Genomic DNA, 23,830 nt, shown 5'->3' with positions numbered 1-23,830 from the left:
CCCAGGCGGATAGTGTGCCACCGGCAATTAAGACATCCGTGTCTGTATCACCGTCGTTGGCGCCTGTTGGCGATACGCCCCCCGATGCCGCGACGTTATTGGGCTTCTTATAGATCAGATTGACCGTACTAGGGAATATCTTTTTGCCCGGTCCACCCAGCACGTGTACATACTCTTCCGAATAGACAGTGCTCGATGAGGTCAGCTGGGCTTCTACCGTATAAATCCCGGCGGCCAGCGTCGGCACCAGATACGTGTAGTCGGCAAAATTCGGAAACAGCTCGTTTGCCGCCCATTTGCCGGGGTCTTTGTTCCAGAGAGAGTCAATGAGCGGATTGGCGCCCTGAAGCAGCCGGAAGCGAATACCCGGCTCCCCGCCGTTGCCGAACAGGTAAAACCGCGCCCCGTCTTCGGGGGTGGGTTTACCGAAATACTCCCGGATATAGCGCGATTCGGCCTGAATGGCCCGGAGCGTAAACGTCACGCTGGCGGGCTTCCCGGTAGCGCTGTAACCCGTTATGGTAACCTCCTTACCAGCGCTGGCTTCGGTAGCCGTCCCGCCGATCAGCCGCCCGGTCGGGCTGGGGTCGATCACGGTCACGCCCCCGATCAGGCTCGAGACGCTGTAGTTAACCGCGCCGGTAAACTCGGGGAACTGAAACTCTTTGTAGGTGCCGACGATAAACGTCTGGTCTTCGATGACGGGTGCTACCGGCGCGGGGCCGGAAACGGCGTCATCAACCTGTATGGAGACAATTTCTTCCTCCAGGACTTGCTGACCATTCGGGCGGGTAACCAGAACCTTCCGGGTGGTCATTAGGACTGTAGCCTCGGTAACCATCGGAAATTCGGGGGCCTGATAGCCATTTGCATTGATCTTGTTCGTCGTAAATCGTCCGTTATCGGTAGCGCCCTGTAAATCGACGGTCGCCGTGCTCTGCCCGTCCCGCGCAAACGTGACGGTAATCAGGTAGTTGTAACCGCGCGGGGGCACGTTGGCCGGGTCTTCATCGCGGGCGAAAAACACGTACTGTTTGCCCACCTCGAAAGGCGTTCCGTCGGGCAAGCTCTCAAAGGATCGTTTGTCATCCTCCGTCGGGCCGGTCTGCCAGGGGCCGATGGCGCTGAATGTGTCAGTTTGCGAAATGGCAAATTCGTAGAACTGCTCGGCGGGCTCGCTTATGTAGATTCTGTCCTGTGCCATTTACCGGAATATCTTTTGTGCGCCCGCTTGCAGCAGGCCCCTGATTTTGTCCATTGGGCCGGATGATTCGCCAATGGGAATGCCCAGCGACGAGTCGTACGAGAAGCCTTTGCCGACGCCCGTTTTGTATTTTCGATCGATGATTTCCTGAAGCTGCCCTGGCGTGTAGGCTCCGACCAGCGGGTTTTTGTTGCCGGGCTTGCTTTCGTCGGGCGGCATGTCCTGTATGCCCTCCGGCGTCTGCCAGTATTTGTTTGTGCTGACGGCAATAGCATTGTTGGGAATCTCCAGCAGCTTGGTTTTAAGCCGGTTCGACTGGACTTCCCAGCGAAATGCCAATGCCTGGCAGTAGGTGGGGTTGCCGTCCGTGTTTTTGATTTCGGGCAGGTAGTAAATCGAGAAAGGCCCCGGCATCCGGTCGGCCGGATCGTTAATGACCTGATTGATGTCGTTTAGCCGCAGGGGTTTGCCCAGCATCGCCAGCCTTCCTTCGGCGCAGTGAACCTGAACACGTTTGAAGTTGGCCGAAACCGTAGGGTCGGCGCCGTACCTGAGCCACTTTTCGGTGGGGTTGCCGTCAAGACGCAGTAAGGCCCCGTAGCGGGGATAGTATACCGTATAATGGATTAGCTCACCATTGGGTGAGTTTGCGGTGCTAAATACAGTACGGGTGATTTTTGCGGAGGTTTGGTCGCCCAGATAGACGGTCATTTCCTCGGCTTTGCGCTTACGATCGGCGCCTTCGGCCTGGCTTTCCACTTTTTCACCGGTCAGGTTCTGGACGGCCAGATCACGCTTGGTAATCTTTATTTCCCGGTACTCGATGTAAGCCGTAGGGTCTTTGTCGTAAAAGGGCATATTGACGCCCCGGTAGAGAATCAGACTCAGCCGGTAGGAGCCTTTGCCCGGCACCGGATTGGCGGCTACCTCAAACTTGCCTTCGGATGCGCTGGGCTTGTCGAATCCGTCGCTATCAGCAAAGGTGTTTTGCTTGAAGATGTACCAGGAAGTCTTGTCTTTATTGGCATCGTAAGGCGACCAGGTGCCGTCCTCCTGAAGCGCGTACGCGCCTTTCTTTTGCACGTTGGCGACCAGGGAGAATTTCGCCTTGCTGGTGCGGTAGTTTTTGAAGCGAACCGATAAGGTAAAGCCGTCCGCGTTCTGGCCCCTCTCTGGATAATCCAGGAAAGCCCCAACGCCAACCAAATCGACGCGCTGGCGGTAGTCGTCCGTCGTGCCGGCAACGCGGATACCGTAGGGTTTTTGCTCAGAGCCGTCACCAACGGCCGTAACGCCGTTTTCGCCTGGTAATATTTGCTGGGCGGTTCTGGGGTGGACCCAGTGCTGCAAGCCCTCACGGAAGTCGCCGTTTTTAAGTTCGTTTTTTAGCTGGCCATACTCGTAATTGATGGTCAGCTTCTTGCTGCCGGCCTGAATGCCCAGCGATGAACTGCGCTGTGGGATTAGATCAAGGGCCTTGTAAACCGTATAGACCGAAGGCGTTAGCTCACCGAAAACTATGTTACTGGCAAACGATTCGTAGGTTACCCATGGCATGATGCCGTTATTGGTGACGTGCTGAATGAATTCGTCGCGCCGGACAATCAGCCACTTGCCCCGGTCCTGAACCAGCGTTGCATTGAGTATCGTCAGCGTCTTGACCAGTACGTCGTACATCGACTCTATGCCGGTGTCGGTCAGAAACAGCCGCGTATCGATCTGAAAGCTGCCCAGAACTGAAAACGGGAACGGTGGCCGGAGGGCGCCCGTCATCATGGACTGCTCCAGGATGTTCACCGAAACCGATAACGGTAGCGTCGTAGGGTACTGGAGCCACAAAAGGCATGTTTTTACAACAGTCAGCGCCGTATAAATACCAACCTGCGGAAACTCCGTAGGGAAGTTGTTGAGCGGAAAGTCTTTGAGCGAGCCAATGCCGTCAGTAGCCTGGAACTGCACCGGATAGGGGTAGCGTTCGTAAGGCTCGCGGGCGTCAAACGGCGAGATAAAGCCGCTGAAAATGTTGGTACTGCCTTGCAGGGCTTCGACAAAGAACGTGCGGTCGTCGGTCGTGAACAGGTCCTTAAGCTCCCAGTTCTGATCCGTCACCAGGTTAAACTCGGCAACGGTCGTCATTAAGGGGGCGAAAATGCCGCTGCCCTCTTTTGCGGACTTGTCCAAAACCAGCGGAGTGCCGCCGGGCTGAAGCTGGGAGACCTCCCCTAAATAGTCTTTCCGGTAGATGTTAACAACGGTAGACACCCCCGGCTCGCCACTGGGCGCCGATTGAGTCTTGAATTCCGCCGTAAAACGCAGTCCGTAGGCCATTTTTCGGGTGATTCCCCGAAATTACCCCGGCGTTTTGGGGCATTTCAACCGTTTGTCAAATCGTCATTTTATGCAACAAATAAGCCGTCCAAGTAGAAATTGTTGCCTATTGACTTATAGGCTGTAATTTTTGAGAAAACTATCGACACATGAAAATCCTATACGTACTCTTATTTGGACTATTGACCATTCCAGTCTTTGGGCAAAAAGCGCAATACACACTTGAAGACATGCCTTTTGATATTGATTCAGTGACGAAAGGAATTGTGTTTAAGGGGGTTGTTCAGGTCCCGGGGGCTACCGCAGAGCAGTTGTATACCAGAGCAAAGGCATTTGTTTTTCGCACCTTTATGAACGCTGATGCGGTTATTCAGGTGGATGATAAACCAGGCGGCTTGCTGGCTGGCAAAGGTCTGTTACGCCCAGCGCCCACGGTTGGCAATATGCTGCTAACAGGGGATTTGCAGTATTACACCCCTTTTGAGATTCGTGTTAAGGATGGCCGCTATCGCTACGAAATAGCCAATATTCAGATGATTGCCAATGGGATGCGCATGGGCCTTGATCAGGCCATCAACTCAGGCAGTGGCCCCAGAAAGACATACAATGAGCGTCAGTATCAACGAATGTTGAAGTTTACCACCCCCTTTGTCAACCTCATTGAAGACTTGCAAATTGAAATGGAGAAGAAGAGCGGTAAAGAGGACTGGTAGCAATTTGTCCGATCCGCCGACGCGCCACATCCAGCGTTTTGCCATTTTTCAGCGTCACATATCCATTATAAGTGCCAACGCCCCCGGTCTTACTAAAATGCTTTATGTACCGGGTATTTACAAGGTAGCTTTTATGAATTCGGATAAAATGCGGAAAAATTCGTTCGTAGCATTTTATGTTATAAGGGGCTAATACCACGGAGCCATTTTTTAGATGAAACTGCGTATAAGCTCTGTCGCCATCGAGATACATAATATCATCGAAGGAAACGCGAATTGAGCCATCTTTTACGCTGGTAATCTGAATGAGCAGGTGTGGCCTCATCGGTTATTGCCCTGCGCTTCGTATGCAGCCTCCATAACAGCAATAAGTGTAGTTCCGCGAACTTCAAATTCAAGGCGCTGAGGAAAATTCATGCCGGACGAATTAGGCTCCAGGTACTTTTTGATCGTATTGATCGGTGCTGCAATTTCGGGATTGCCCCGGCCAGCTCCCTTGTTGTCCCCGAAGATGCCCAGTCCGGGTTTGGTGAATACCCCCCCCTTCGCATAAGCCGGAATTTCGACCCCCTTATTGGATAGCGCCTTGATGAAGCCGCCCGCCACGGTTAACGCAGCACCGGCCGCCAGTTGTGGAGTAGGAATACCCGCCAGCATCATGGCCGCTCCGAACATCAGCATCGACTTGCCGATTTGCAGGGTCAGATCCGCCAGCATACCCAGAACTGACTTGCCCAGCCGGTTAAAGGCGTTTTTCGCTCCGCCGAGAGACTGTCCAATTGCTTCAAACAGCCCGCCAAATGCCGCCATGCCTGCCTGACGAAGCCCGACAGTCATGGCGTCCATTGCGGCCATCATGTTTTGTGAAACCACCTGCAATCCGGCAAGACTCAGTTTGCCACTATTGAACGCAGCTTCAACCTTGTCTTTATCGAAGAACTTAGAAACCGCCTCGCCTAGGGTTCCGCTTTGATTGATCCGGTTCGAGAACTCTTTAAGGTCCCGAATGAGTAGCTGACCGTCCTGTCCAGCATCCGTTTTTTCGTACCCCCCACTAGCCCATTTCTTATCGGCGGCCTTTTGGGCTGCGGTTTCTAAATACTGCTGGAGCTTGTCAGCGGCCACGTACATTTTTCCTGTACCGTCGGCCGCCTTTTGCCAATATTCGCCCCAATGCTTCTCGCCGTAACCTGCAATCCGTTTGCCCCAATCCTCGAACTCTCTTGACGACCGGGTTTTTACCAGCTTCAGCTGCTTGTCGGTAATATCCAGAAATTGCTCTGATGCTTTGTCAACCTCTTTTAGCTGATCCTGATAATAGCCCTTTTGCAGCCGGAGAAATAAAGGCGCCTTTTTGCCAGCGTTCTTGGCCTCAAATTCAGTTATAAGGTCACTGACGGCCTTTAGGTCCTTGCGCATACGCTCGGCCCAGGTGTCTTCCTTCTTAGCTTTTTTGACTTTATTGAACGGACCCTCAATCGTGTCAATCTTTTTCTGGAGAGCCTCGTACTCTTTGTATATCTTATCGGCCCCCGATTTATTACCTGCCGCCCGAAGGTCCAGAAATTGGGATTTTAAGCCCTTCAGTTTAGATTCTAGCTTTTCAAACGTGGGTGGTACTTTTGCAAGCTCTCCTTCCTTACGCAGCAGATCATCGTTGAGCTTGATTAACTCATTAAGGAAACCGGACTGAGCATCAAAATTCCTGGAAGCCTTCTTTTTGGCGGCCTCGTCTGTCGAGCCGCTATTGACCATTCCATAGTACCTATCACCAGCCTGTTTGGCAACAGATTCCTGATTTCGAATGGCTGCTGCGCGATCGTTTGCGTTCTTTCCCTCAAAATCAGCCCGCTTTTGGCGTTCACGATCTTGCACCTGCTGCCCAGCTAAAGCCGCTGCGCGAATAAGATAACCATTGGTGGGACTAAGCCCCTGCAATAGTAATCCCAATTTTTGGGCCTCCCGCAACCCTTTAATGTAATTGGCTATTCCATTGCCAAGTTTCCCAAAAAAAGTATCTATGCCGGTGGTTTCGGCAAACTCAGCGACGAACATTTTCAACTGGTCCGTCATCCGCTGGAAACCCGCTGCCATGCCGTTTGCGCTGTCCTGCGCCTTACTACCGTACACTTTTTCTAATTGCTCTGCGAATTTTGGCAGCACATCGACGGCCGCCACCTCGCCAGCTTCCAGCATTTTACTTAATTGACGTTCAGAAACACCGGCGGCATCGGCAAACAGTTTGAAGGCTCCGGGGATTCGTTCACCCAGTTGGCCGCGAAGCTCTTCCGCCTGGACTGTCCCCTTTGACATCATTTGCTGTAATGCCAGCAAAGCGCCTTCGGTCTGATCAGACGTCAGCTTGAGGGCGGCTGACGCTTTAGCCACAGCCATGAAAATCTTCTCTGTGGCCCGGCCCTCCAGTGCGGTTCCGTTGGAGGCTGCTTTAAGTCCTTTGTACGAACCGGCCAGCGCTTCGATGGACAGCCCATAGGTGTCAGCGGCCGAGCGTAGGAACGCCTGGGTATTGGTGTAGTCTTCCTGCGAACGGGAAACGGCTTTTAGAGAAGCATCCAGCCGCTGAAAGTCGGAGGTGATTTGTAGGCCCTTTTTGACGGCCGCAAAAGCGGCAGTAAGGGAGAAAAAGCCGCCGCTTAATCCGGTAAGGCTGCCGGACAGGGAACTAAATGAGCCGCGCAGGGAATTGACCGAAGTTTCCGTACGTTGCCCGGTGGAGACAAATCTGCCCAGCGCATCCCTTGCCCGGCCCGTAGCGGCATTGGCTTTGTCGGTAGTTGTCACAAAGCGGCCCAGGGCATCGCGGGCGCGGTCGGTTGATTTTACCAACCCCGAAGCGTCGCCTTCAATTTCAACCTGTAGCTTCTGAGTAGACATCAGCTGTAACGCTTTGTGAAGAGGCTTATAAAATCATCACCTTTAATGGTAAGGGCCACCTCCCTTTTGGCGTCGCCGGGAAGTGGCAGTAATTTTTCGGGGCTTGGCGGCTTTTTGACGTGCGGGGCTATAACCACAGATACGGCCCAGCGGGCCACCCTGAATAATTCTTCCTGCGCAATTCCAGCACCTTCCAGGCATCGGTCGAACTCCCAGGGTGTGAGGTCGTAAAACTGCGCTGGAGCTAGCCTGGCCCGGCCGTATGCCTGAGCCTCTAACTCCATCCATTCTTTTTTCCAGTCACCTACCCCTCTTGCGGGGCTGGCACGTTTCCCTCTATTTGGGTCGTTTCTGCCGCTAGATCAATGCCTAACGCCTCGTTATAGGCATTCATTATTTGATCAAGAGCAACTATGCGTTTTTCCGGGGAAAGGTCATCGATCCAGCTAGAGACAATAGCTTCATCAAAAACCTTAGGATTTCCATTTACCCGGGAAGCATATTCCGCGCTCTTGCCGAGAAGGATGAATAGCGTTGATGCTTCGTCTTCTTCAAAGCGCGTTGCTACCTCAATAGGCAACACCTTAAAGCCTACCTGCCAGGTCTTACACATTTCCCGGAACGCCCACATGCCAAATTTCAGAGGCAATCTTGTGCCGTCGTTCAATTCGATTTCCGTATACCCTGATACCTTGTTCATCGCTTACGATAGGACAGATTCAACGGGTTTGCCGGAGATTTGAAGGCTGATTTCGCAGCGGGCGGTATCTTCCATGTCCGCCGTCAGTGTCAAGCCGGTGATCATGGCATCAAAGTCCACCTTTCGACCTTCACCCTGCAAACGGAACGAATGAACACCGGAGCCTACCGAGTCGTTTAACTCCACCAGGCCGAGGTAATTCACCTTGTCGCTTGCGGGGGCGTAATCGACAATGATTTCAAACGAGGCTTCGCCCGAGCGCAGGCCACCGATGAACTCTGAGTAGCCATCGTGGTCTTTGCTGGTTGTATCGATGGTCTCGCGGTTGCGGTCGATCGACCCCGATACCTGTTCGCTGATCAGCTTGTAACTGGTCGTTCCGCCAACCGTCGTTTCGACGTAGAACTTGAGACCGGTTGCGTTAAATTTTGCCATCTTATACTTCCTGTATCAGGTGTTTGAAGGTGATTAGTTTTTGAAAATCCGTGCCGCTCTTGGTATCCAGCGACAACTCCTGTGCAGTCTCCAGCGTGGCGGTGTAAATGTGAAATCCCGGCTGCTGGGCTAGTCCAACCTTGCCCGGCTCGGGCATCAGCTTTGCCATCGCTTCGTTAGCAATCAGCTCAGCGGGCTCCTTGTCGATCAGATTGCCCGTCCAGCGGGTGACTGCCGCCAGCGTAACCAGATGCTCGGCGCCAAAGCTGGTCTTGGTGCTGTCAGGGAGCGTCTGCTGGCTTTTCAGAATCAGGTACGGCGGCTCAGCGCCCGAAGGCGCCATGCTGACGTACAGCTTGATCTGTTTGCCCGAAACCGTCATGTTGTTGAGCAAAGCCCGGTAGGCGGTACGCACGGCAATCGACGGATCTTTCATGTCAGCTTGCGAACCTGCCCTTGCAGGCGCACCATAAAGTTTTTCACGTGCCGGTTGTAGGCTGGTATCAGGTAGGGCTGGGCGGGCAGATTGATCTGCCGGATGCCTTTGCCCTTGTACTGCTCGGCTAAATCCTCCCAGCCATCGGGCACATCCACCAAACCCCCGGTGCCGAACTCGATGAACATGGCATAGGGCGCGTTGGCCGAAACCGAGACCGAAAAGCCCGTAAAGGTTTTTTTGACCTCGCTGGTGATGCTCTGTCGGAGCTTGCCGGTATCGACCGGGGCTGCTAGTTTGGCATCGGCTTCGATCAATAGGGCAGTGGTCTCCATTTCCTCTTCGAGCGCCTTGGGAACTCCCGATGCCGCCCGCTTGAGGTAGTTTACGACCTTATCCAGCCCTCTGACCTTGATCATCGCTACTTGGGAAAGTGCGTTTTCAGGTACGTCAGCTTCTGGCTAATCGTCTGGGCCGCTACACTGGCCGCCGGAGCGCCCAATACGTAGACAGTGCTTAAGGGCCCCGTCCAGATCAGTCGGTCGGTCGCCTTGGTATATACGCCAACTTTGGTTGTGTTGCCCGTTCCGAATACCCGGATGTAGACATCCCCCTTGGCAACCGGCGAATAAAAGCCCGTTCCGGTGGTGTCTTCCAGCACGTGAATGCCGGTGGCAGCGGTTACGGCGGTAATCTTCGTTACCTTCTGCGCCTTAGCGTCAGGTGCGGCGAAAAAACCCAGAATCAGAAATGCGGTAATGGTCAGTAGTGCTTTCATTATTGCTCAATGGCTAATAGTGTGACTTCTTTTTCGTTTTTGGTGGGCACCCAGCCCCCCTGCGCGGTGTATTTTTTGCCGTTGTATTCGAAGCGGTCACCCGCTTTGGCATCCAGGCCCCGGCGGTTTCGGATCGTGATGATGATCGCCTTGCCAAACTCCAGACTCAAAGCCTCCAACCGGCGCGGGTCCCGCAGAATCTGCACATCGGCCACCGTACTGAGCACTGTTGCCGGACTGTCTTCAATCTGGCCACCGGAATTTGATTCGGTGGTTGTCGTGCGCGTCTGAACGATCTTTTCCCGGTAGCTCATGTAAAGGCGTTGAATACCCGTTTGCGCCGGGCTGCTGGCTTCCAGGCTTCCGAGGGCTTGACATTCCCTTCAGCTGTGCCGGTCTGGATTTCGAACTGCTCACGAACCCAGGTGATCAAAATGCCCAGCAGGTCGGCGGGGAGCTCTTCGTGCCCCGCCCGGTACGTAATGGATATGCCAGCCGGAAACTCGCCGGTCGCGGCGCCGTTCTCGATGGTCAAACCTTCCGTTTGCTGTAGCACTTCGATCACCGGGCCGTAAGGGATGGTTTCCGTAGCCGCATCGCGCATCGCACCGAAACTTCGGTAGGTAACTTTGCGGGTCTTGGGAAAGAAGGTGATGCCCGTAAAGGACTCCAGTTCTTCAGCGCCCTGCCCGATCAGATCAGAAAGCAGGTCATCGTGGTCGGAGAAGTCGATTTGCAGGCGACGTTTTACCGCGTCGAGGATGAAACTCAGCTGCCCCGTGGGGGCTGACTCAGTAACCGTGCACTGCAAACCGACTGCTACACCCATGATTTACTTGCTATCCTTTTTGGCGGCTTCTTTGTCTTCCTTGGTCTTCCGGTCGCTGGCCTCCTTATCGGCTTTCTCGGATTGAACCGGCGGCAATTCGTCTTTCACGGCTTCTTCGATTTTTACCTGCTCATCGTTTACGATGTCACCCGGCGCTTCGTGTAGCTTCCGACCTTCCGTGTTCAGTTTCTCGCGCAGCGTACCGTCAAGTTGAACCGGTTCGCCTGAAGGGATGCCCGACAGGTTGCGTTCAGAGACTTCTTCGGGCTCGGCATCATCAGCACCCTTACTGGATTTCTTTGCCAGGCCGGCCTCAATCAACTGCTCTCCGGTTTCGTCCAATACGACAATGATGTCGCCTTTGTTGGCTACGCCGTAGCTGCCAGTAATGCGGGTTAATGCTTCCAGTTTCATGACTACGGGGTTTTGATTGCGTTGATTACGTCGGCGAAGCTGCCTTTTACGAATGCCTTGGTGTCCGGGCCTTTTACGCGGAAAATAGCCCGCAGGGAGCCCGTAATCGTGCGCAAATCGAACAGGGCGTCATCTTCATTCTGATCGAAGAATTTCAGCGTCAGCGACCGTTTCATAAACAGTTTGGCCCGTGGCATATCGCCAACCAGAAAGTCGCCTTCCCCAATGCGGTTGTTGGCAACGACGCGGACCCCGGCTACAACCATCCCGTTTTGTCCGATGAACGGAGGGATTACGTAGTTGCCGTTGGCGTCTTTGGTTAACTCCATGTTCAGCAGATCCGAAGGGTTTACCAAAAAGTGCGAAGCCATGTAATTGGCTTTCAGGATTTGCAGGATGGCTGCCCGCGACGCATCGTACATGTTCGGCGCTTCCAGGGTCTGAAATCCAGTCGGCACAGCAAAGGCCGTAGCGTAGGTAAACAGGCCACGGTGGTTTTCACCCGTGCCGTCGCCCGTCAGCAGTTGGTTTTCAAGCTGCACCCGAATCGAGTTGGGGCCGTTGACGATTTCGTCCTGAATCTCTGATACGATGTATTCGACATCTTCCACCATTTCTTCCGTCAGCTTAGCGTATGCTGCGGTCTTTTTGCTGGTGGCTGATTTCTTTTCGTATTTGGCAGAGATTTGCGGAAACTTCGCGGCTTCAGCTACCTGGCCCGCTCCACCTTCCAGCAGCGCCCGTTCCGTCCAGAATACCGTGTGAGAATCGGTTGTGCCGGTGGAGATGATGTCGGTAACAAAAAGCTGCGTGGTGGGGTCTTTGGCAACACCGGGCTCGGTTTCAAAGGCCCGCATGATGTTGGCATTCGCGCCCGTTAGGCCGTAAGCCGTGGTCATGTTGGACACCGCTTTTAAATCGATGTTCAACTCCTTACCACCCCGGCCTTTTTCGTCCCAAAGTTCTTTTAACGCTCCGGTTTTGCTGTTTTTGAGTTTGAGCACTTCGCTTTCTACCTCATTCATCAAGCCTTTGCCCTTTTTCTCATCATTGGTTTCCAGGCGGCTGGCCTTCGTGGAAAGGTCGTCCAATTGTTCCTGCATCTTTTCGAGCGTTTTTTTCTGCTCGGATTTGATGTTTTCGATTTCCTCCTTGGTGGCGGCTTTTTTATCGGCTTCTTCCAGTTCGTTTTTCCAGCCTTTCACTTGCTCTTTAATACCGTCGATGCCTTCTTTGATTAGGCCCTTCAGCTCATCGGCCTCTTTCTCGAAGACCAGTTTAACGGACTCGTAAAGGCCGGAAAAAGTAAAGCGTTGCAGGGGTCCGCTAAATGCGTAGGCCAGTCCATTGCCGGGGGTGTTGCGCATAAACAGCAACAGGGCAACCAGACCGAGCGCGAACAACATAAATTGTTGGTTCATGACAAGTTCAGTGTAAATAAATTGTTGGATTTGATTGAATCGATCAGATCGGTGTACTGCTTGGCGTCCGGCGAAGTGGTGTCGGTCTGGCCGCCCGGCTTCGTGGTGCGCTCCTTCAGGATGGCTCCGATTTGGTCGTAATTCGATTGGATTGTTTTGAACGTTTCGTCGGTGTAATCACCGTTCTTCAGTGCCTTTTCCAGAGCGGATAGCAGCGCCAGTAGGTCGGCCGCTGATTTGACACCCAGTAGCGGAGTGTTCGGGTTGGCTCCCCAGAATTGCAGGCTTGACCCCTCGAACAGCTTAATTTCCAGTAGCTGATAGGCGTGGTTGTTGTCGGGCAGGTCAACGCCTTTGCCGTCAATCACCCGGTAGCCAATGGAGTGTTCGGTAATGATCCCACTTTCGGCCATCTTGACAAAATCAACCCCTAGCGCATGGGAACCAATCTGCGATTCGTAGTAGAGGCCAAAATCATCTTCCTTCAACAGCGTCAGTTTGCCAATAGCTTGCCGGGTGTTGTGATCGAGAAGGTGCTTGATGCGGGGCTGCGTGGAGGATGGTCCGTTTTCGGCGATGGTTTTAGCGAATGCCCCTTTGACAATAATATCGCCGTCGGAGTCTTTGTTGCCAAAACAGGCGAAATAGCCCGTTACGATGCCTTTTTTGGGGTCAGCATCCTTAATGGAACATGGCGAATCAAAAGTCTTAGTGAGTTGAAGCACCGGTCGAAACGTTAGCTAACAGTTGTAGTCAGCAAGTTCCGCACGTGCGCGAGAAGGTTTTGGATACAAAATACCTGATTATCAGATAGAAAATACAGAAAAATAGTGTATATTGTAGTAATGAAATGTCAATAGAAATGCTATGGGGAAAGCAAAAAAATTACCAGAAATCAAACTGACTGCGGTACTTCAAAAGGGCCGAGATGTGCTATACGACTTATGCACTTTGAGGTTTGAGTTTCGTCGGCACGACATCTGGTTTTGCTATGAAGCAAAAGCCACGGAAGAAATGTTGGATGATATTAATTATATTGAGTGCGAAGGGGGCTGTGAGGCTGAAAGGGAGCTTCGTATTATTTATCCGCCCGCGTCGGATGAAGAGATTTCCCTGGCGCAAGAAAAGGCAACTATGGGTGACTGGAGCGCTTTAGATCAAATCTACAAAAACCACGAAGACCGCGAAAGGACGGTCGCCTTAAGACCTGACAGTTTTATTTTCAAATTGCCTTCCTCTGTGCGAAAGAAACTTCTGCGTCGGGAGTTTTACCGTTTCCCTTCGCGTAAAATCGACGCTTGAACCCGTCAAAGCTTAATGAGTAGCAAAACTTATATTGCGCGTAGAACAAATCCTGCGCTGCCGTAAACGCGTCTTCCATGCTGGCCTTATGAATAGTCTTCTTGCAACGTTCGTAAATGGCTAAAAACGCATCGTGCTCGGTGGGCTTATCTTTCAGTGGTGCCATATCAAATGCCATATTTGTCGTTAATAAACTTCACCTCCTGCCGCAGCCCTCTAATAATGTGCTGGCAGTCGGCAATCTCTTTTTTTAAGGTCTGCAACCGCTCCTGTGCCCGTTCCTTTTCGTAATCCTGCCATTTCTCAGCCCAGAGCGCTTTCAATTCTTCGACCTCATTCAACACTTCATCCGGAATGGGCAACCGGCGTGTAGCGTGGCTGACAATACCATTTACCAGTTCATCAAACCGCAGCACGACATCTGTTGCCGTTTCAAGCATGCGCTTCGGGGTAAATTGTATTGGCAAGCCGCCGGAAAACGCAATGATCGGTCGGTCATCAATGAGCGGGTTTGTTGGGATGGGTGGTATCATAGGTTATTTAAATTTTAGTCCCAATCCCATCTGTTGAAGCGTATGCTCAATCTCTGAAACACAATTTTTTCCAATGCCCGGCAGACGGAATAAGTCATAGACACTCATTTTAAGTAACTCTTCTACCGTATTTACTCCGGCTTCTCGCAATCTGTTATAGGGGCGATCGCATAGCCCTAACTCAGAAAGCGCAGTCAACTTATGGTTTCCCGCTGCTTGCTTTCCACTAACAAGGGGTTGGCCTTTGTGCTGCCCATAATCAGCTATCAACTCTTCCATCGCCTCGGAGCTAAAGATGATCTGAAACCCCTCTTTCGTAGTAAGCATGAAGTTCGCCCCAATTGTATTGGTGTTCACATCCTCTTTTTCGATCTTGACCGCAAACGATGCCATAGGTTAGCTGATTAGCTTTGTATATTCCTCCTTCATCGCCGTCAGATACCCCAGCCGCCCGTGAAAGTCGCCTTGGCTTTCCTGCTCTTCAATACGCTCATCAATGCGGCCCATCACCTGCTGCTGTTGCTCTGGCGTCAGGCTCTGGAACTGCTCGCGGTGGGAGTCCAGCACGATCGGATTGGGCCGCGCCAGGTTCTCAATGATTTCGGCCGGGTCAACGGCTGGTTTCTTCTTTGCCATGTTCATTGGTTTTAAATTGAGTGTTATCCAGCCACAATCCATAAGCTAGGGTTTCTATAAAATGGTCGGCTCGCTGGCTCAACTCTCTGGAAGCTACACTATGGCCCAATTCAGAGTAATACGGCGAATACTTGATGATATAGTCGATCATATCCTCCCGTTCATACACCCTTTGCAAGGCTTCCCCTTTTATTTCTGCTTCATTCTTAAAATAACGTTCTCTGGGTGGTAGTGGCGGCTCATTGTCGGCCCGCTTGGGAGCAAAAGCACCTCTTGGCGGACGCGGTGGAATGTATGGAGCATTGGGCAGACCCTCTCTCTTTTTAGCGAAGATTTCGGACAAATTGTAGAATATCAGAACGCAGATTCCGGCAGCCGCCAAAACCGTAAGCCCAATAATTAAGTGATTAATCCACTCCATATCCTCAAACCGTTAGTTCCTGCAAAATCTCCATTCTCGCCAGCCGCTGCGGTGGGTCGGCTATTCACCTTCAATGTATATCCGAACGTATGGTCCGCGCTTATCGAATGCCCATGTGGTAGTTTTTACAACCCAGCCGTAAGCGTTGACTCGATCTTTGTATTCACGCGAAAATTCAGGCATGATTTCTATAAAATCCCCCAACATAATCATATCACCGGCATGGGGCGCGCTGGGCAACAATACAGGCAAGAAAAACAAATCTCCACCATCTTTAGAAAACATGGGGTCGTCTACATTGCCATTCCAGACTTGCACTCGAACTGCTTCCATATCATTCCGCCATGATTTCGGCCATAGCAAGCCGTTGAGCTATTGCGTCTACTGGCGTAGTAGCTGGATCAGCGGGCACTACGGTTCCGGCCTTCATGACGGGTAAATAGGTAATTATGCATCTACACGATGCTGTATTCGCCACCCCACCCGCCGGATCGCCGGGGTACTTCATCCTTACGCCACCGACCACAAACAAATCATCCTTCGGGATCGGCTTCTTGCCCAGCATAGCAGCGTGGGCGGGCCGGGTGCGGCTGTCTGCCGTGGCGATCCACAGCTTGTTGAGCTTGATGCCGGTCGTTTCAGCCCCCAGTTCTGCGGCAATATTAGCGGCCCGCGTTGTCTCCGTTCTGGCGATCAGCGTGGCCCGGTTTCTCAGTGCCTTACCGCCCAGCACGTTCGCCAATAACCGGGAGGTGGCCCGGATGTCCAGCCGCTGCGTCTGCGCCGTTGCCAGGGCTTCGCGGATCAACCGGCGCGTGGTCTCGGTGATGTTCTGCACCCTGCGGGCGGTTTCGCTGTCAGCCATCAGCCTGTTCATCACTTGCATCCACTTGCGCGAGAAGAAGCCCAAATTAAACAGGCTGCCGTCCCGCTTTAGGGCCAGCCGTGTGCGCCCAGCGATCAGGTCGAACTCCCGTTCGGCATAGGCGGGGCCGACGGCGTTGTAGATGTCGGTGAGCATATTGTATGCGGTGCGTTCGGAAACAACTCTTTCGCCCAATCCGGCCAAACCATCTGTTCCATCTGAAACTGCCGACATTTGCTGTTGCAGGATGTCGTTAAGGACTTCTTGCAACACGGCTTTGGCAATTCCTTTTGCCCGTCGTTCCATGCGCCGTTGGAATCTCCCGGCGTTGATGGCGTATCGCTGTTGTTCATTGCGGGTCATTTACACCAGTTTAGCGATCCGTTCCAACACATCGGCCGACGTGTGACCATCCCAATCCGGAGCGCGTTCCAGCGTCTCGGCAAAGTCGCATAGACCCCATTTACTGTCGGGTAGGTGGTAGGTCATTTGCTCACCCGAAGTTTTACCGATTCCCAGTACGAACCAGCCCTCAAAGCCCGAGCCGTCCGAGTGAAGCCGTGTCCGCCATGCCGACCGGACACTTGGCGCGTTGGTATGCATAAAACGGTTATGCTGCAACTGGCACAGCGCAATCCACAGCGTTATGCGGTGCTCGTACAATTCTCCGAACGTGTGATAGCCGTCAGAAATGTCGTTGGTAGACAAGGTGCCTTGCTCTGTGAAATCAATAATAGCCTTGTTGATTTCTTTAGCCACCACTGGCTTCAACATTCCGGGCGTTACATCAAGCGTTACTGTTGCCATATCCTTCTTAATTATAATCCCCCGTTGGTTTCGGATCTTCTTCACTGGGATCGGGTGCAGCAAAGTCCGTAATCGGCACCCGGTCGCGTGGCCCCATCGGCACGTCCATCAAAGGCTCGGTTGATTTCTCCCAGCCCATCGCTTCGAGCCGCTGGTTTTCGCTGAGGTAGAGTTTGCTGAGAACCTCCACTTTGGTTTTCTGGTCTTCCTGAAGCTCGGTGTAGTGATCCAAATCAGGCTCTAACCAATACGTTTCGTTATCGGTATTGTATGAGGCAACAAACCAGCGGTTTAACCAGTCGTACAGGTTCGCCTGGTCAGGCAACACCCCATCCACCAATGACACCTTACGCGACTCGGATAGGTTGTTATAGGTACTCTGCTTGCCCGATGACATGGTTTCCTTACGGATGTGGTACACCGCGCAGACCTTTTCCAGCATATTATCGTAGGACTCAATAACGCCCATTTCCCCGAGCGGTGACCCTACTTTGATGTTGCCCAGTTCAACAGCCGCCCCAACCACATTAGCCTTGGTTCGAAGCTTTTTATTCAAATCGTCGGTCATCTGTTGGCCCATCTCAAAGCTGGTTTCGTCTAGATTGCCACCTTTGGGAAACACGAAGTCCTTTTGCCCGCCATTCTGGAAGTTGATTGACTCCACAGCGTTAGCGTACTTGTGCTTGGTGATCACCGACTCGCGCAAAGGTTCCAGCCGGGAGAGACCCCAGTACAAATTGCCGTGCAGCTCAGAGAGGGGATTGAACCGGCGCAGCATCAATACCTTATCGGCGGGTATGGCCTCGCGGATGGTCGCGGAGCGGTAGAGTGTCGGAGGCGTCATCAGCCCAATACCCTCTACCTGCATGCCGATTTCGGGCAGGCGCCATAACTCGCGGATTTGGCCTTTGTTGGCGCCCGAAGAAAGGCGGTTGCCGTAAATAAACGTCGTTCCAGCCACATCCAGCATTGTCATAATGGCGTGAAACAGCTCCACCCGTGTCTGCATTGGATTGGGGCATTCCAGCGTATCCAGGGCCGGATGCTTGTCAACGGGTTCCAGGGCCTGCAATTTGGCCGCCTTGGCCTGCACCTGCGATAAGGCATCGGTTTTCCGGCTCAGATCCCGGTACTGCCGGAACGATTTCTTATTAACGACTTTATAGAGCACCGGGGGCGCTGCGGCTACCTTAGCTGATTTCCAGTCCTGAACGGCGCTGATCTGGTCGTTTTCGATGTACGCCTTGATGTAGGTCATCGTTTCGGGCGGGAGCACCGTCAGCGAGTTTCCCGTAACCAGGTAATTTAACCGCCCGGCACGAACGGCAGTAGCAACACCTGGCATAATGGCTGTCGCCAGCTTGTAACGAAAATCGGTCAGAATGCCCGCCATGTCAATTTTGGTTTGAGTTCGAAGATTTCACGGAACATGATCGTTTCACCACCGTCGGGGGATCGGCCTAGTATTTCTTTCACGACTTCCTTGGGAACAATAGCCTTTTTGCCATCCTTATCCATATCCTTTTGCTTCACCTGCTCGAGATCCTGAACTATTTGCTCTTTCTCGGATTCGGGCATATCGCAGGCAATGTAAACACCGCCTTTATTGATGCGGAAGGCTACCCGGTAGGAGCATTGAGACTTCAGATTAACGTAATTAGGCTTTTCAGGACCTTCAGGTGTGGGCTCATCGAGAGGAGTGGAATTATTGACGAAGCCTTTTATACGTTTCTTTTTGTACTCGCGGAAAATATCAACAACACCGCCACCAACGCCGTCTTCATCAACCACCACATTGGATGCAGGTACTTCATATTGATTCATTAACTCTTCGATGCGGTCGGCCAGAAAGGTCAATGAGCATTTTGGGAAGACAATCCAACGAATAAGACGCCAACCGTCCCACACCGCCACCTTTGCATCGTTATTGCCAAAGCGGGCCGCATCGCAGGTGATAAACTTCTGCCCAGTCGGTACGTGGGTGTTACTCCACATATCAAGAATCTTGTCGTAATCGATCAGCGCAGTGGGGTCGTCTTCGTATTCGAAATTCCCTTCCAGAAGCCGGGCGCGTTGCACTTTATCGGTGATTGACCGAAGGCGTTCTTCGTAATCACTTTCCCGGTGTGTGTTGTCCGTAAATAATGACTTGATGAAACGCTGATTCGGCTTTAGCTTGCCTTCCTGAGCAGGACGAACGAAGTAGGTGTATATCCAGTTCTTTTTTGGATTACAGGTAAGAAATAGCTTCGCCTTAATACTGTACCGGTCGTTCAGGTGCCGACCAATCCGGGTTTTTAGTACATCGAATGCGTTAAAATGAACTTGTCCACACTCTTCCAGGAACCCGAAGGTATATTCTTTCGAACCCAACCGCTCGTACATCGGATCGGAAGGCATAAACGCCAGGTCAAGCATGTCAATACGGCTGCCATTGGTGAATAGGATGTAGTTATCCTGCCCGTTGTAGCGGTAATCGACATTTGGCACCACGCCGTACTGTTTAGCGACCTTATGGAAGGTAATCAGTGTTGAGTCGCGAATATCTTTCAATGACTCGCGGCCAATGAAGCCTTTTACCTCCGGATGCATCAGGCACATAAACATCAGCCACACGCATCCAGTCCATGATTTCGCCCCGCCAGCGGCCCCGCCGTACATCAACTCAGTAGTGGAGTTATCGCAGAGGACTTGCAATGCCTGTTCCTGCTTGAGGTTCTTACCGTTTACTGCGTTGTGGACAACGAAATCAAAGCGGCCCGCTTTAAACAGGCGCTTATAGGTTTCGATGCGAGGTAAGGCCAGTAGCTCCGTCATTGCGGTTTAACAGCCTCCTGAAGGATTCGAAGCTGTTCGAGTTGGTCGGGATTCAATCTATCAAGGGCAGGTATCAGATCCTTACCGTCCTTGCCGGTAATTTCCATTTTATCCACCCATCCAAAGTTCTTCAAAGCGAAAACAACGCCATTCCCCTTAGTGAACGGGAGTAGTTCCTCATACTCACGCTCGATTACTGTTAATGCGCGCGCAATCGGGAATAAAAACTCTTCCTTTTCGCAGTAATCCAATAATGACTTCTTGGTTGCGAATCCTAAAAAAAGAGCCAGACCCGTCCACATGGGGCGTTCTGGCTCCCGATCACAAACCTCAACCTGCACTTTTTCCTCTTCAGTGACGATCTTTTTAGTGATAGGATCTTTCTTCTTGACCTTTCTCACCTGTTCCTCCATATGATACTCTCCTTCACAGTAGGCGAAATACGCTTCGATCTGGGCCGCAAGATCTGTTGCCGATGCGTACATCGGCGGGCGGCCACCTTGATTTCCTAGTGCGTATTTATTACCCTTCGGAGCGGGCATATTATCTTTATATTAACCGTTTCAATAACACAATTTTAACAATAATCAAGATACAATGCAAATTATATCAAAATACAGTTGGTTGATGGGCGAAAAATAAACCGGGAAGCAAGGCCGCCCGGCTATTCGATTGTTCCTAAACCCTTAACCTTTCTCTTCCGGCGCCCGCACTAGGCGGCGCTTACTTCATCCGTTCCAGAATCCCCTGCAACTCGCCGATCAGCCGGGCGAGGTCGTCTTTCTCCCGGCATAATGGAGCTTTCAGTGCATCTACCAATGCTGGCTTTAAGTTACTGGATTCAAGTGTTTCAATACCCCTGCGGGTCTCAACCAACCGGAACGCCAAGTGGTTGAGCCGCTCCTCGGCGGCCGCAAGCTCGGCGGGGGTGGTGACTGAAATCATGGCTAGTACTGCGAAACAACCAACGGCGTAACCATAACATCGGCAAGAGCTTCGGGTTGCACACCCCCAGCAAAAGCCTCTCCGCTGGCGACGATAAAACACTCAGGAATTGTATTGCCGTACTCGGTCTTCATGCCGACCGTATCATCACACAGAAATAGACCAGGTGGGCATTCACCAAGCGTACACTGAGGACCAGCAATCAGGAAGCCTTTCGCATGTTGTGACTCAAACGCCTTAATCGCCCCCTTGACCTTCTTGAGCTCGGCATCGTCTTTTTCGGTAAACTGTAACCACGCAGAGCGATCCTTCTGGCATAGTGCATGGTAGCGGTCAACGGCTTTGTCGTATTGTTCGATTGTTTTCAGTTCCATAAGCTCACTCGTTTACAAGTTTAGCAATCGCCCGCCCAGAACACCACCACCTGCTGCTGCACGTTTACGTCGGCGGCTCATCCTTTATTTTACCCCCGCTTCGTCACCCGCAGGCGTGATGCGGCCGGCCAGCTGCTAACTCCAAGATCCCAAGTGTGACGGGGAAAAATGTTTGGGATCATAGTTGACCGTCTTGATAATGACCCCATTCAAATAACGGGTGGCACAGTGCGCAACTTCAATAATGGGGCGACCACAGCGAACAGACTTCTCGAAGTCAATGCCAGCAAAACACGTCTCGCCTTTGTAGGTAACCCAATCAACGCAAAAGGGCACCCGGTCGGCAATCTGCTGAAATCTGTGATCGACCTCAACGGACTGTTCATCACCGAACGGGGCGAAATGCTTGGCTATCCACCAATTGAAAGAGCGAGTTGTATCATATTTGTCGAATCGCAGAAATTCACCAAGTACTTCATTAATCACCAACACCTCGCCAAGTGAAGGGTTCGAGTCTGCTGCATCTTCAACACCGCCGTGCTGTTTGAGCCAAGGGAAATTATCATTGATGCAAATTACCCTTTGGCCTTCTTCAAACGTGTCTTCCATATCATTCCCGCCCTGCGGGGGTTTATTGTCTGTACCAATAGCTTGCCGGGCACCCCTGCCCGCACTTTGGGCAGTTGACCCAGGCCCACCCATTTCCGGCAAGTCCAGGTCCTTGTTGACGGCCGCACTTGTGGCAGGTCACCTGCCGCTCAGGCTCGGGGCTGCCGGGGGTTATGATTCGCATGGATGCTACTGTCGTTTGATCTGCTTCTCAACGTAGGCCAATGCCGTTTCGTAAAGTATCTTATCGCCCTTGTTCATCAATAACAGGAGTTCGTGAACTTCGACCAGATAAACTTTCGCAAAGTCAGGATCATGCTCTACAATAGACGCGGTATTGTCGATTATGTCCGCGTATTTGATCGTCTGGGTCAATTCCGGCAAATCGGACATTCGTTCGTGTTCAGCCGCTTTCCGTTTCTTTCTATTCCAGTGCGGGTATGTTTCCTTTGTAAACCAATCGGTTAGCCCAACAACACGTATCAAGATTTCGCCTATGAGGGCCTCGGGAATTTTTAGGGACTTTAGGAAGCGATACAGGTCATCGTACTTATGCTCGGTGTCCTCAATGACATCGTGAAGTAAGGCGGCACAAATCACGCCCTCGGAAAACTCCCACTCTTTGAGCATCCCCGCCACGGCAATACAGTGGTTGGCGTACGGCTCCCCGGTATACTTTCGCTTCTGGTCACGGTGCGCGTAAGTCGCAAACGCCAGACAGGCGTTCTCCAGTGGGGTAAATGTCTTAATCGTTTCCATACTTACCTGTTTGCGCCCGGCCCCGCTAGGGGGTGAGGGCTAGTAAAGCGTTACAACCGGCTCGGCGACCACCTTGCCAATCTTCTGAATAATAATCACCTCCAGCCCGTCCTGACAGGCGTTCTTTGCCGCCTGAACCGCAGCTTCCCGACTGGTGCCGTCCGCCAGCCATTGCAGCGACCCGTTGACGAAATAGCCGTAGGCGGGAGTAGCAGCAAACGGAGGCTGTTCGGTAGTCTTAGGAGAACTCACCTTTTTTTCTACTACCTTCTTCGGCTTCGGTACTCTACCGGCAGCGGCCTGCTTCATACGAACGGCGACCCATTCACGCAACTGTTCACCTTCCAATACTTCAAGTCCCTTTAAACGCCAGTACTCAAAGCGATTGTGGCCCTGCTCGGCTTTTCGGCGGCCGACAATACCCTGCTCAATCAGACACGCTACCGCGTAGCCGATCGTCAAATCAGATGCTTCGGCCTTTCGCCCCAATTCGCCAATCGTTAAAACAACGGGGTTTTCAGGCGAAGAGTGGTACAGATCACTGACCAGATGGTCCACGATTTTCTGGTAGTCTACGCGCTTAATCGTAAGGTTCATAGGCTGCCTTGTTGATTTAATTTGTCGATCCAATTCATGCCGGGCTAAGTGTATTCTGTTTTTGACCGTACCAACGGGTATCTGCTCGATCTGGGCAATCTCTTCGTATTTATAGCCGTGCCTGCGGTAATCAATATACCGGCGCTGATTTTCCGGCACCCGGCTTAAGGCGGCCTCAGCGTGTTCAAGTTCCAGTAGGTCAAAAACTGTTTCTGGAGTACTCACCAGGTATTCAGCATCCGCTACATCAACCGGATTAGCAAACCTCTTTGCCCGGTGGTAATTGGTCACAAACGTATTCTTGGTGATTGTTCCCAGCCACGCGGCCAGATTCGACCCATCAAACTTATCCTGATTCGTCAGGGCCTTAACAATTACATCCTGCGTCAGATCCTCGGCATCATCTTCGTCGCCCGTTAGTTTTTTGGCATAGGCCAGTATCTTTTTTCGGTGCCCCGCTATCTGGTCTGACAACGCCATAACTCACTGATTACGATAAATAAAGATACAAATTTTTTACTTGCTTCACATTAAAATTTGCAATTATTTTTGTACCTTAGAGTAAATAATTTTAAGGCGATGGACACCAGCAAGATTAAGCGAATCAGTAAGGATTATTGGATGCATTCACATCTTTCGATTGCCCGGTTCTACGGGAGTATAAAAATTAACGGCATTCAGTATATATTGAATCCGAAAACGGAAGAACTCGTCAGGGCGGATGTTCTGAAAGCCGAGCGTAAGAAAGAGAGAGATGCCAAAAAAGCAGCAAAAGCAGCAGCTTGAGAAAAAGCCGCGTAAGCCGGGATCGGGGCGCAGGGTTGACCCTGACAAGCCCCGGAAGGTTCGGCTGAATACGTGGGTTGACCCGGATGTAAAGGCTATTGTTGATAAGCACCCGAAAGGGGAACGCGCTGGCTGGGTGCGTGACGCCATCCGGGAGAAAGATCAACGCGAGAACTTAGCGCCGTGACCGCCGGCGCACCTAGCGGCCCGCTGCCGGGAAAGGCGG

31 protein-coding genes and 1 pseudogene are annotated in these 23,830 nt (G+C 52.1%); 3 read left to right on the top strand and 29 right to left on the bottom strand.

Annotated elements, in window-relative coordinates:
* A partial coding sequence (locus ACYVHX_RS11115; protein WP_460671707.1) for a hypothetical protein occupies positions 1 to 1,204 on the bottom strand: 1,204 nt, incomplete at its 3' end.
* The gene (locus ACYVHX_RS11110; protein WP_460671706.1) at positions 1,205 to 3,532 is read right to left on the bottom strand and encodes a hypothetical protein; all 2,328 of its coding nucleotides are present in this window, start codon (positions 3,530 to 3,532) and stop codon (positions 1,205 to 1,207) included.
* Positions 3,533 to 3,681: 149 nt separating this feature from the next.
* Here ACYVHX_RS11110 and ACYVHX_RS11105 point away from each other — a divergent pair, with 149 nt between their 5' ends.
* Complete coding sequence (locus ACYVHX_RS11105; protein ID WP_460671705.1) at positions 3,682 to 4,245, top strand: DUF4468 domain-containing protein; 564 nt, start codon at positions 3,682 to 3,684, stop codon at positions 4,243 to 4,245.
* Here the strand turns inward: ACYVHX_RS11105 and ACYVHX_RS11100 are convergent.
* The 12 genes from ACYVHX_RS11100 to ACYVHX_RS11045 all read right to left on the bottom strand — a co-directional run bounded on the left by ACYVHX_RS11100 (position 4,190) and on the right by ACYVHX_RS11045 (position 12,878).
* Positions 4,190 to 4,570, bottom strand: a complete 381-nt coding sequence (locus tag ACYVHX_RS11100; RefSeq protein WP_460671704.1) for a LytR/AlgR family response regulator transcription factor — start codon at positions 4,568 to 4,570, stop codon at positions 4,190 to 4,192. The two genes, ACYVHX_RS11105 and ACYVHX_RS11100, sit on opposite strands and share 56 nt — an antisense overlap.
* Complete coding sequence (locus tag ACYVHX_RS11095) at positions 4,567 to 7,140, bottom strand: tape measure protein (protein ID WP_460671703.1); 2,574 nt, start codon at positions 7,138 to 7,140, stop codon at positions 4,567 to 4,569. Before ACYVHX_RS11095 ends, ACYVHX_RS11100 begins: the two co-directional genes overlap by 4 nt.
* Before the next feature lie 304 nt (positions 7,141 to 7,444).
* Entirely contained in the window at positions 7,445 to 7,840 is a 396-nt protein-coding gene (locus tag ACYVHX_RS11090) for a hypothetical protein (RefSeq protein ID WP_460671702.1), read from the bottom strand.
* A 3-nt stretch (positions 7,841 to 7,843) separates the two neighbouring features.
* Complete coding sequence (locus ACYVHX_RS11085; RefSeq protein ID WP_460671701.1) at positions 7,844 to 8,275, bottom strand: phage tail tube protein; 432 nt, start codon at positions 8,273 to 8,275, stop codon at positions 7,844 to 7,846.
* 1 nt (position 8,276) lies between these two features.
* Positions 8,277 to 8,711: a hypothetical protein gene (locus ACYVHX_RS11080; protein WP_460671700.1), complete on the bottom strand. Its 435-nt coding sequence runs from the start codon at positions 8,709 to 8,711 to the stop codon at positions 8,277 to 8,279.
* Positions 8,708 to 9,130 (bottom strand): HK97-gp10 family putative phage morphogenesis protein, encoded by a 423-nt coding sequence (locus tag ACYVHX_RS11075; RefSeq protein WP_460671699.1) that lies wholly within the window; start codon positions 9,128 to 9,130, stop codon positions 8,708 to 8,710. Before ACYVHX_RS11075 ends, ACYVHX_RS11080 begins: the two co-directional genes overlap by 4 nt.
* Positions 9,131 to 9,132: 2 nt before the next feature.
* Entirely contained in the window at positions 9,133 to 9,489 is a 357-nt protein-coding gene (locus ACYVHX_RS11070) for a hypothetical protein (RefSeq protein WP_460671698.1), read from the bottom strand.
* A complete protein-coding gene (locus tag ACYVHX_RS11065; RefSeq protein WP_460671697.1) occupies positions 9,489 to 9,803 on the bottom strand; it encodes a phage head completion protein in 315 nt (104 codons plus the stop codon). The genes ACYVHX_RS11070 and ACYVHX_RS11065 overlap by 1 nt, the downstream gene beginning before the upstream one ends.
* Positions 9,800 to 10,318, bottom strand: a complete 519-nt coding sequence (locus ACYVHX_RS11060; RefSeq protein WP_460671696.1) for a phage head-tail connector protein — start codon at positions 10,316 to 10,318, stop codon at positions 9,800 to 9,802. The genes ACYVHX_RS11065 and ACYVHX_RS11060 overlap by 4 nt, the downstream gene beginning before the upstream one ends.
* 3 nt (positions 10,319 to 10,321) lie before the next feature.
* Positions 10,322 to 10,732 carry a hypothetical protein gene (locus tag ACYVHX_RS11055; protein ID WP_460671695.1) on the bottom strand — a complete coding sequence of 137 codons (411 nt, stop codon included), beginning with the start codon at positions 10,730 to 10,732 and terminating at the stop codon, positions 10,322 to 10,324.
* Positions 10,733 to 10,734: 2 nt separating this feature from the next.
* Positions 10,735 to 12,153 (bottom strand): phage major capsid protein, encoded by a 1,419-nt coding sequence (locus tag ACYVHX_RS11050; RefSeq protein ID WP_460671694.1) that lies wholly within the window; start codon positions 12,151 to 12,153, stop codon positions 10,735 to 10,737.
* Complete coding sequence (locus ACYVHX_RS11045; RefSeq protein ID WP_460671693.1) at positions 12,150 to 12,878, bottom strand: HK97 family phage prohead protease; 729 nt, start codon at positions 12,876 to 12,878, stop codon at positions 12,150 to 12,152. The genes ACYVHX_RS11050 and ACYVHX_RS11045 overlap by 4 nt, the downstream gene beginning before the upstream one ends.
* A 142-nt stretch (positions 12,879 to 13,020) precedes the next feature.
* Between ACYVHX_RS11045 and ACYVHX_RS11040 the strand changes: the two genes are divergently transcribed.
* A complete protein-coding gene (locus ACYVHX_RS11040; RefSeq protein WP_460671692.1) occupies positions 13,021 to 13,455 on the top strand; it encodes a hypothetical protein in 435 nt (144 codons plus the stop codon).
* A 167-nt stretch (positions 13,456 to 13,622) separates the two neighbouring features.
* Here the strand turns inward: ACYVHX_RS11040 and ACYVHX_RS11035 are convergent, their stop codons facing one another.
* From ACYVHX_RS11035 to ACYVHX_RS10965, 15 genes and pseudogenes are all read right to left on the bottom strand, one after another.
* A complete protein-coding gene (locus ACYVHX_RS11035) occupies positions 13,623 to 13,988 on the bottom strand; it encodes a hypothetical protein (RefSeq protein ID WP_460671691.1) in 366 nt (121 codons plus the stop codon).
* Positions 13,989 to 13,991: 3 nt separating this feature from the next.
* Positions 13,992 to 14,381 carry a DNA-directed RNA polymerase subunit alpha C-terminal domain-containing protein gene (locus ACYVHX_RS11030; protein WP_460671690.1) on the bottom strand — a complete coding sequence of 130 codons (390 nt, stop codon included), beginning with the start codon at positions 14,379 to 14,381 and terminating at the stop codon, positions 13,992 to 13,994.
* A gap of 3 nt (positions 14,382 to 14,384) precedes the next feature.
* On the bottom strand, positions 14,385 to 14,624 hold the full coding sequence (locus tag ACYVHX_RS11025) for a hypothetical protein (RefSeq protein WP_460671689.1): 240 nt from the start codon (positions 14,622 to 14,624) through the stop codon (positions 14,385 to 14,387).
* Entirely contained in the window at positions 14,599 to 15,045 is a 447-nt protein-coding gene (locus tag ACYVHX_RS11020; RefSeq protein ID WP_460671688.1) for a hypothetical protein, read from the bottom strand. The genes ACYVHX_RS11025 and ACYVHX_RS11020 overlap by 26 nt, the downstream gene beginning before the upstream one ends.
* Positions 15,046 to 15,105: 60 nt before the next feature.
* Positions 15,106 to 15,378, bottom strand: a complete 273-nt coding sequence (locus tag ACYVHX_RS11015; protein ID WP_460671687.1) for a hypothetical protein — start codon at positions 15,376 to 15,378, stop codon at positions 15,106 to 15,108.
* 1 nt (position 15,379) lies between these two features.
* Positions 15,380 to 16,273: a phage minor head protein gene (locus tag ACYVHX_RS11010; RefSeq protein WP_460671686.1), complete on the bottom strand. Its 894-nt coding sequence runs from the start codon at positions 16,271 to 16,273 to the stop codon at positions 15,380 to 15,382.
* Positions 16,274 to 16,717: a WDGH domain-containing protein gene (locus ACYVHX_RS11005; RefSeq protein WP_460671685.1), complete on the bottom strand. Its 444-nt coding sequence runs from the start codon at positions 16,715 to 16,717 to the stop codon at positions 16,274 to 16,276. It abuts the gene before it with no gap.
* 7 nt (positions 16,718 to 16,724) lie between these two features.
* Positions 16,725 to 18,110 (bottom strand): phage portal protein, encoded by a 1,386-nt coding sequence (locus tag ACYVHX_RS11000; protein ID WP_460671684.1) that lies wholly within the window; start codon positions 18,108 to 18,110, stop codon positions 16,725 to 16,727.
* Positions 18,095 to 19,534: a phage terminase large subunit gene (locus ACYVHX_RS10995; RefSeq protein ID WP_460671683.1), complete on the bottom strand. Its 1,440-nt coding sequence runs from the start codon at positions 19,532 to 19,534 to the stop codon at positions 18,095 to 18,097. Before ACYVHX_RS10995 ends, ACYVHX_RS11000 begins: the two co-directional genes overlap by 16 nt.
* Positions 19,531 to 20,076 (bottom strand): terminase small subunit, encoded by a 546-nt coding sequence (locus ACYVHX_RS10990; RefSeq protein WP_460671682.1) that lies wholly within the window; start codon positions 20,074 to 20,076, stop codon positions 19,531 to 19,533. The genes ACYVHX_RS10995 and ACYVHX_RS10990 overlap by 4 nt, the downstream gene beginning before the upstream one ends.
* A gap of 181 nt (positions 20,077 to 20,257) precedes the next feature.
* Positions 20,258 to 20,479: a hypothetical protein gene (locus ACYVHX_RS10985; protein ID WP_460671681.1), complete on the bottom strand. Its 222-nt coding sequence runs from the start codon at positions 20,477 to 20,479 to the stop codon at positions 20,258 to 20,260.
* Positions 20,480 to 20,481: 2 nt separating this feature from the next.
* Positions 20,482 to 20,853 (bottom strand): hypothetical protein, encoded by a 372-nt coding sequence (locus ACYVHX_RS10980; protein WP_460671680.1) that lies wholly within the window; start codon positions 20,851 to 20,853, stop codon positions 20,482 to 20,484.
* Between the two features lie 135 nt (positions 20,854 to 20,988).
* Complete coding sequence (locus tag ACYVHX_RS10975; protein WP_460671679.1) at positions 20,989 to 21,462, bottom strand: hypothetical protein; 474 nt, start codon at positions 21,460 to 21,462, stop codon at positions 20,989 to 20,991.
* 189 nt (positions 21,463 to 21,651) lie between these two features.
* A complete protein-coding gene (locus tag ACYVHX_RS10970) occupies positions 21,652 to 22,221 on the bottom strand; it encodes an HD domain-containing protein (RefSeq protein ID WP_460671678.1) in 570 nt (189 codons plus the stop codon).
* Positions 22,222 to 22,833: 612 nt separating this feature from the next.
* Positions 22,834 to 23,298, bottom strand: a pseudogene (locus ACYVHX_RS10965) (RNA polymerase sigma factor); the annotation flags it as partial.
* Positions 23,299 to 23,397: 99 nt separating this feature from the next.
* Between ACYVHX_RS10965 and ACYVHX_RS10960 the strand changes: the two are divergent.
* Complete coding sequence (locus ACYVHX_RS10960) at positions 23,398 to 23,604, top strand: hypothetical protein (protein ID WP_460671677.1); 207 nt, start codon at positions 23,398 to 23,400, stop codon at positions 23,602 to 23,604.
* Positions 23,605 to 23,830: the final 226 nt, after the last annotated feature.

Source organism: Larkinella ripae (genome assembly GCF_054780775.1).
This window is presented reverse-complemented; position numbering and strand designations above follow the sequence as displayed.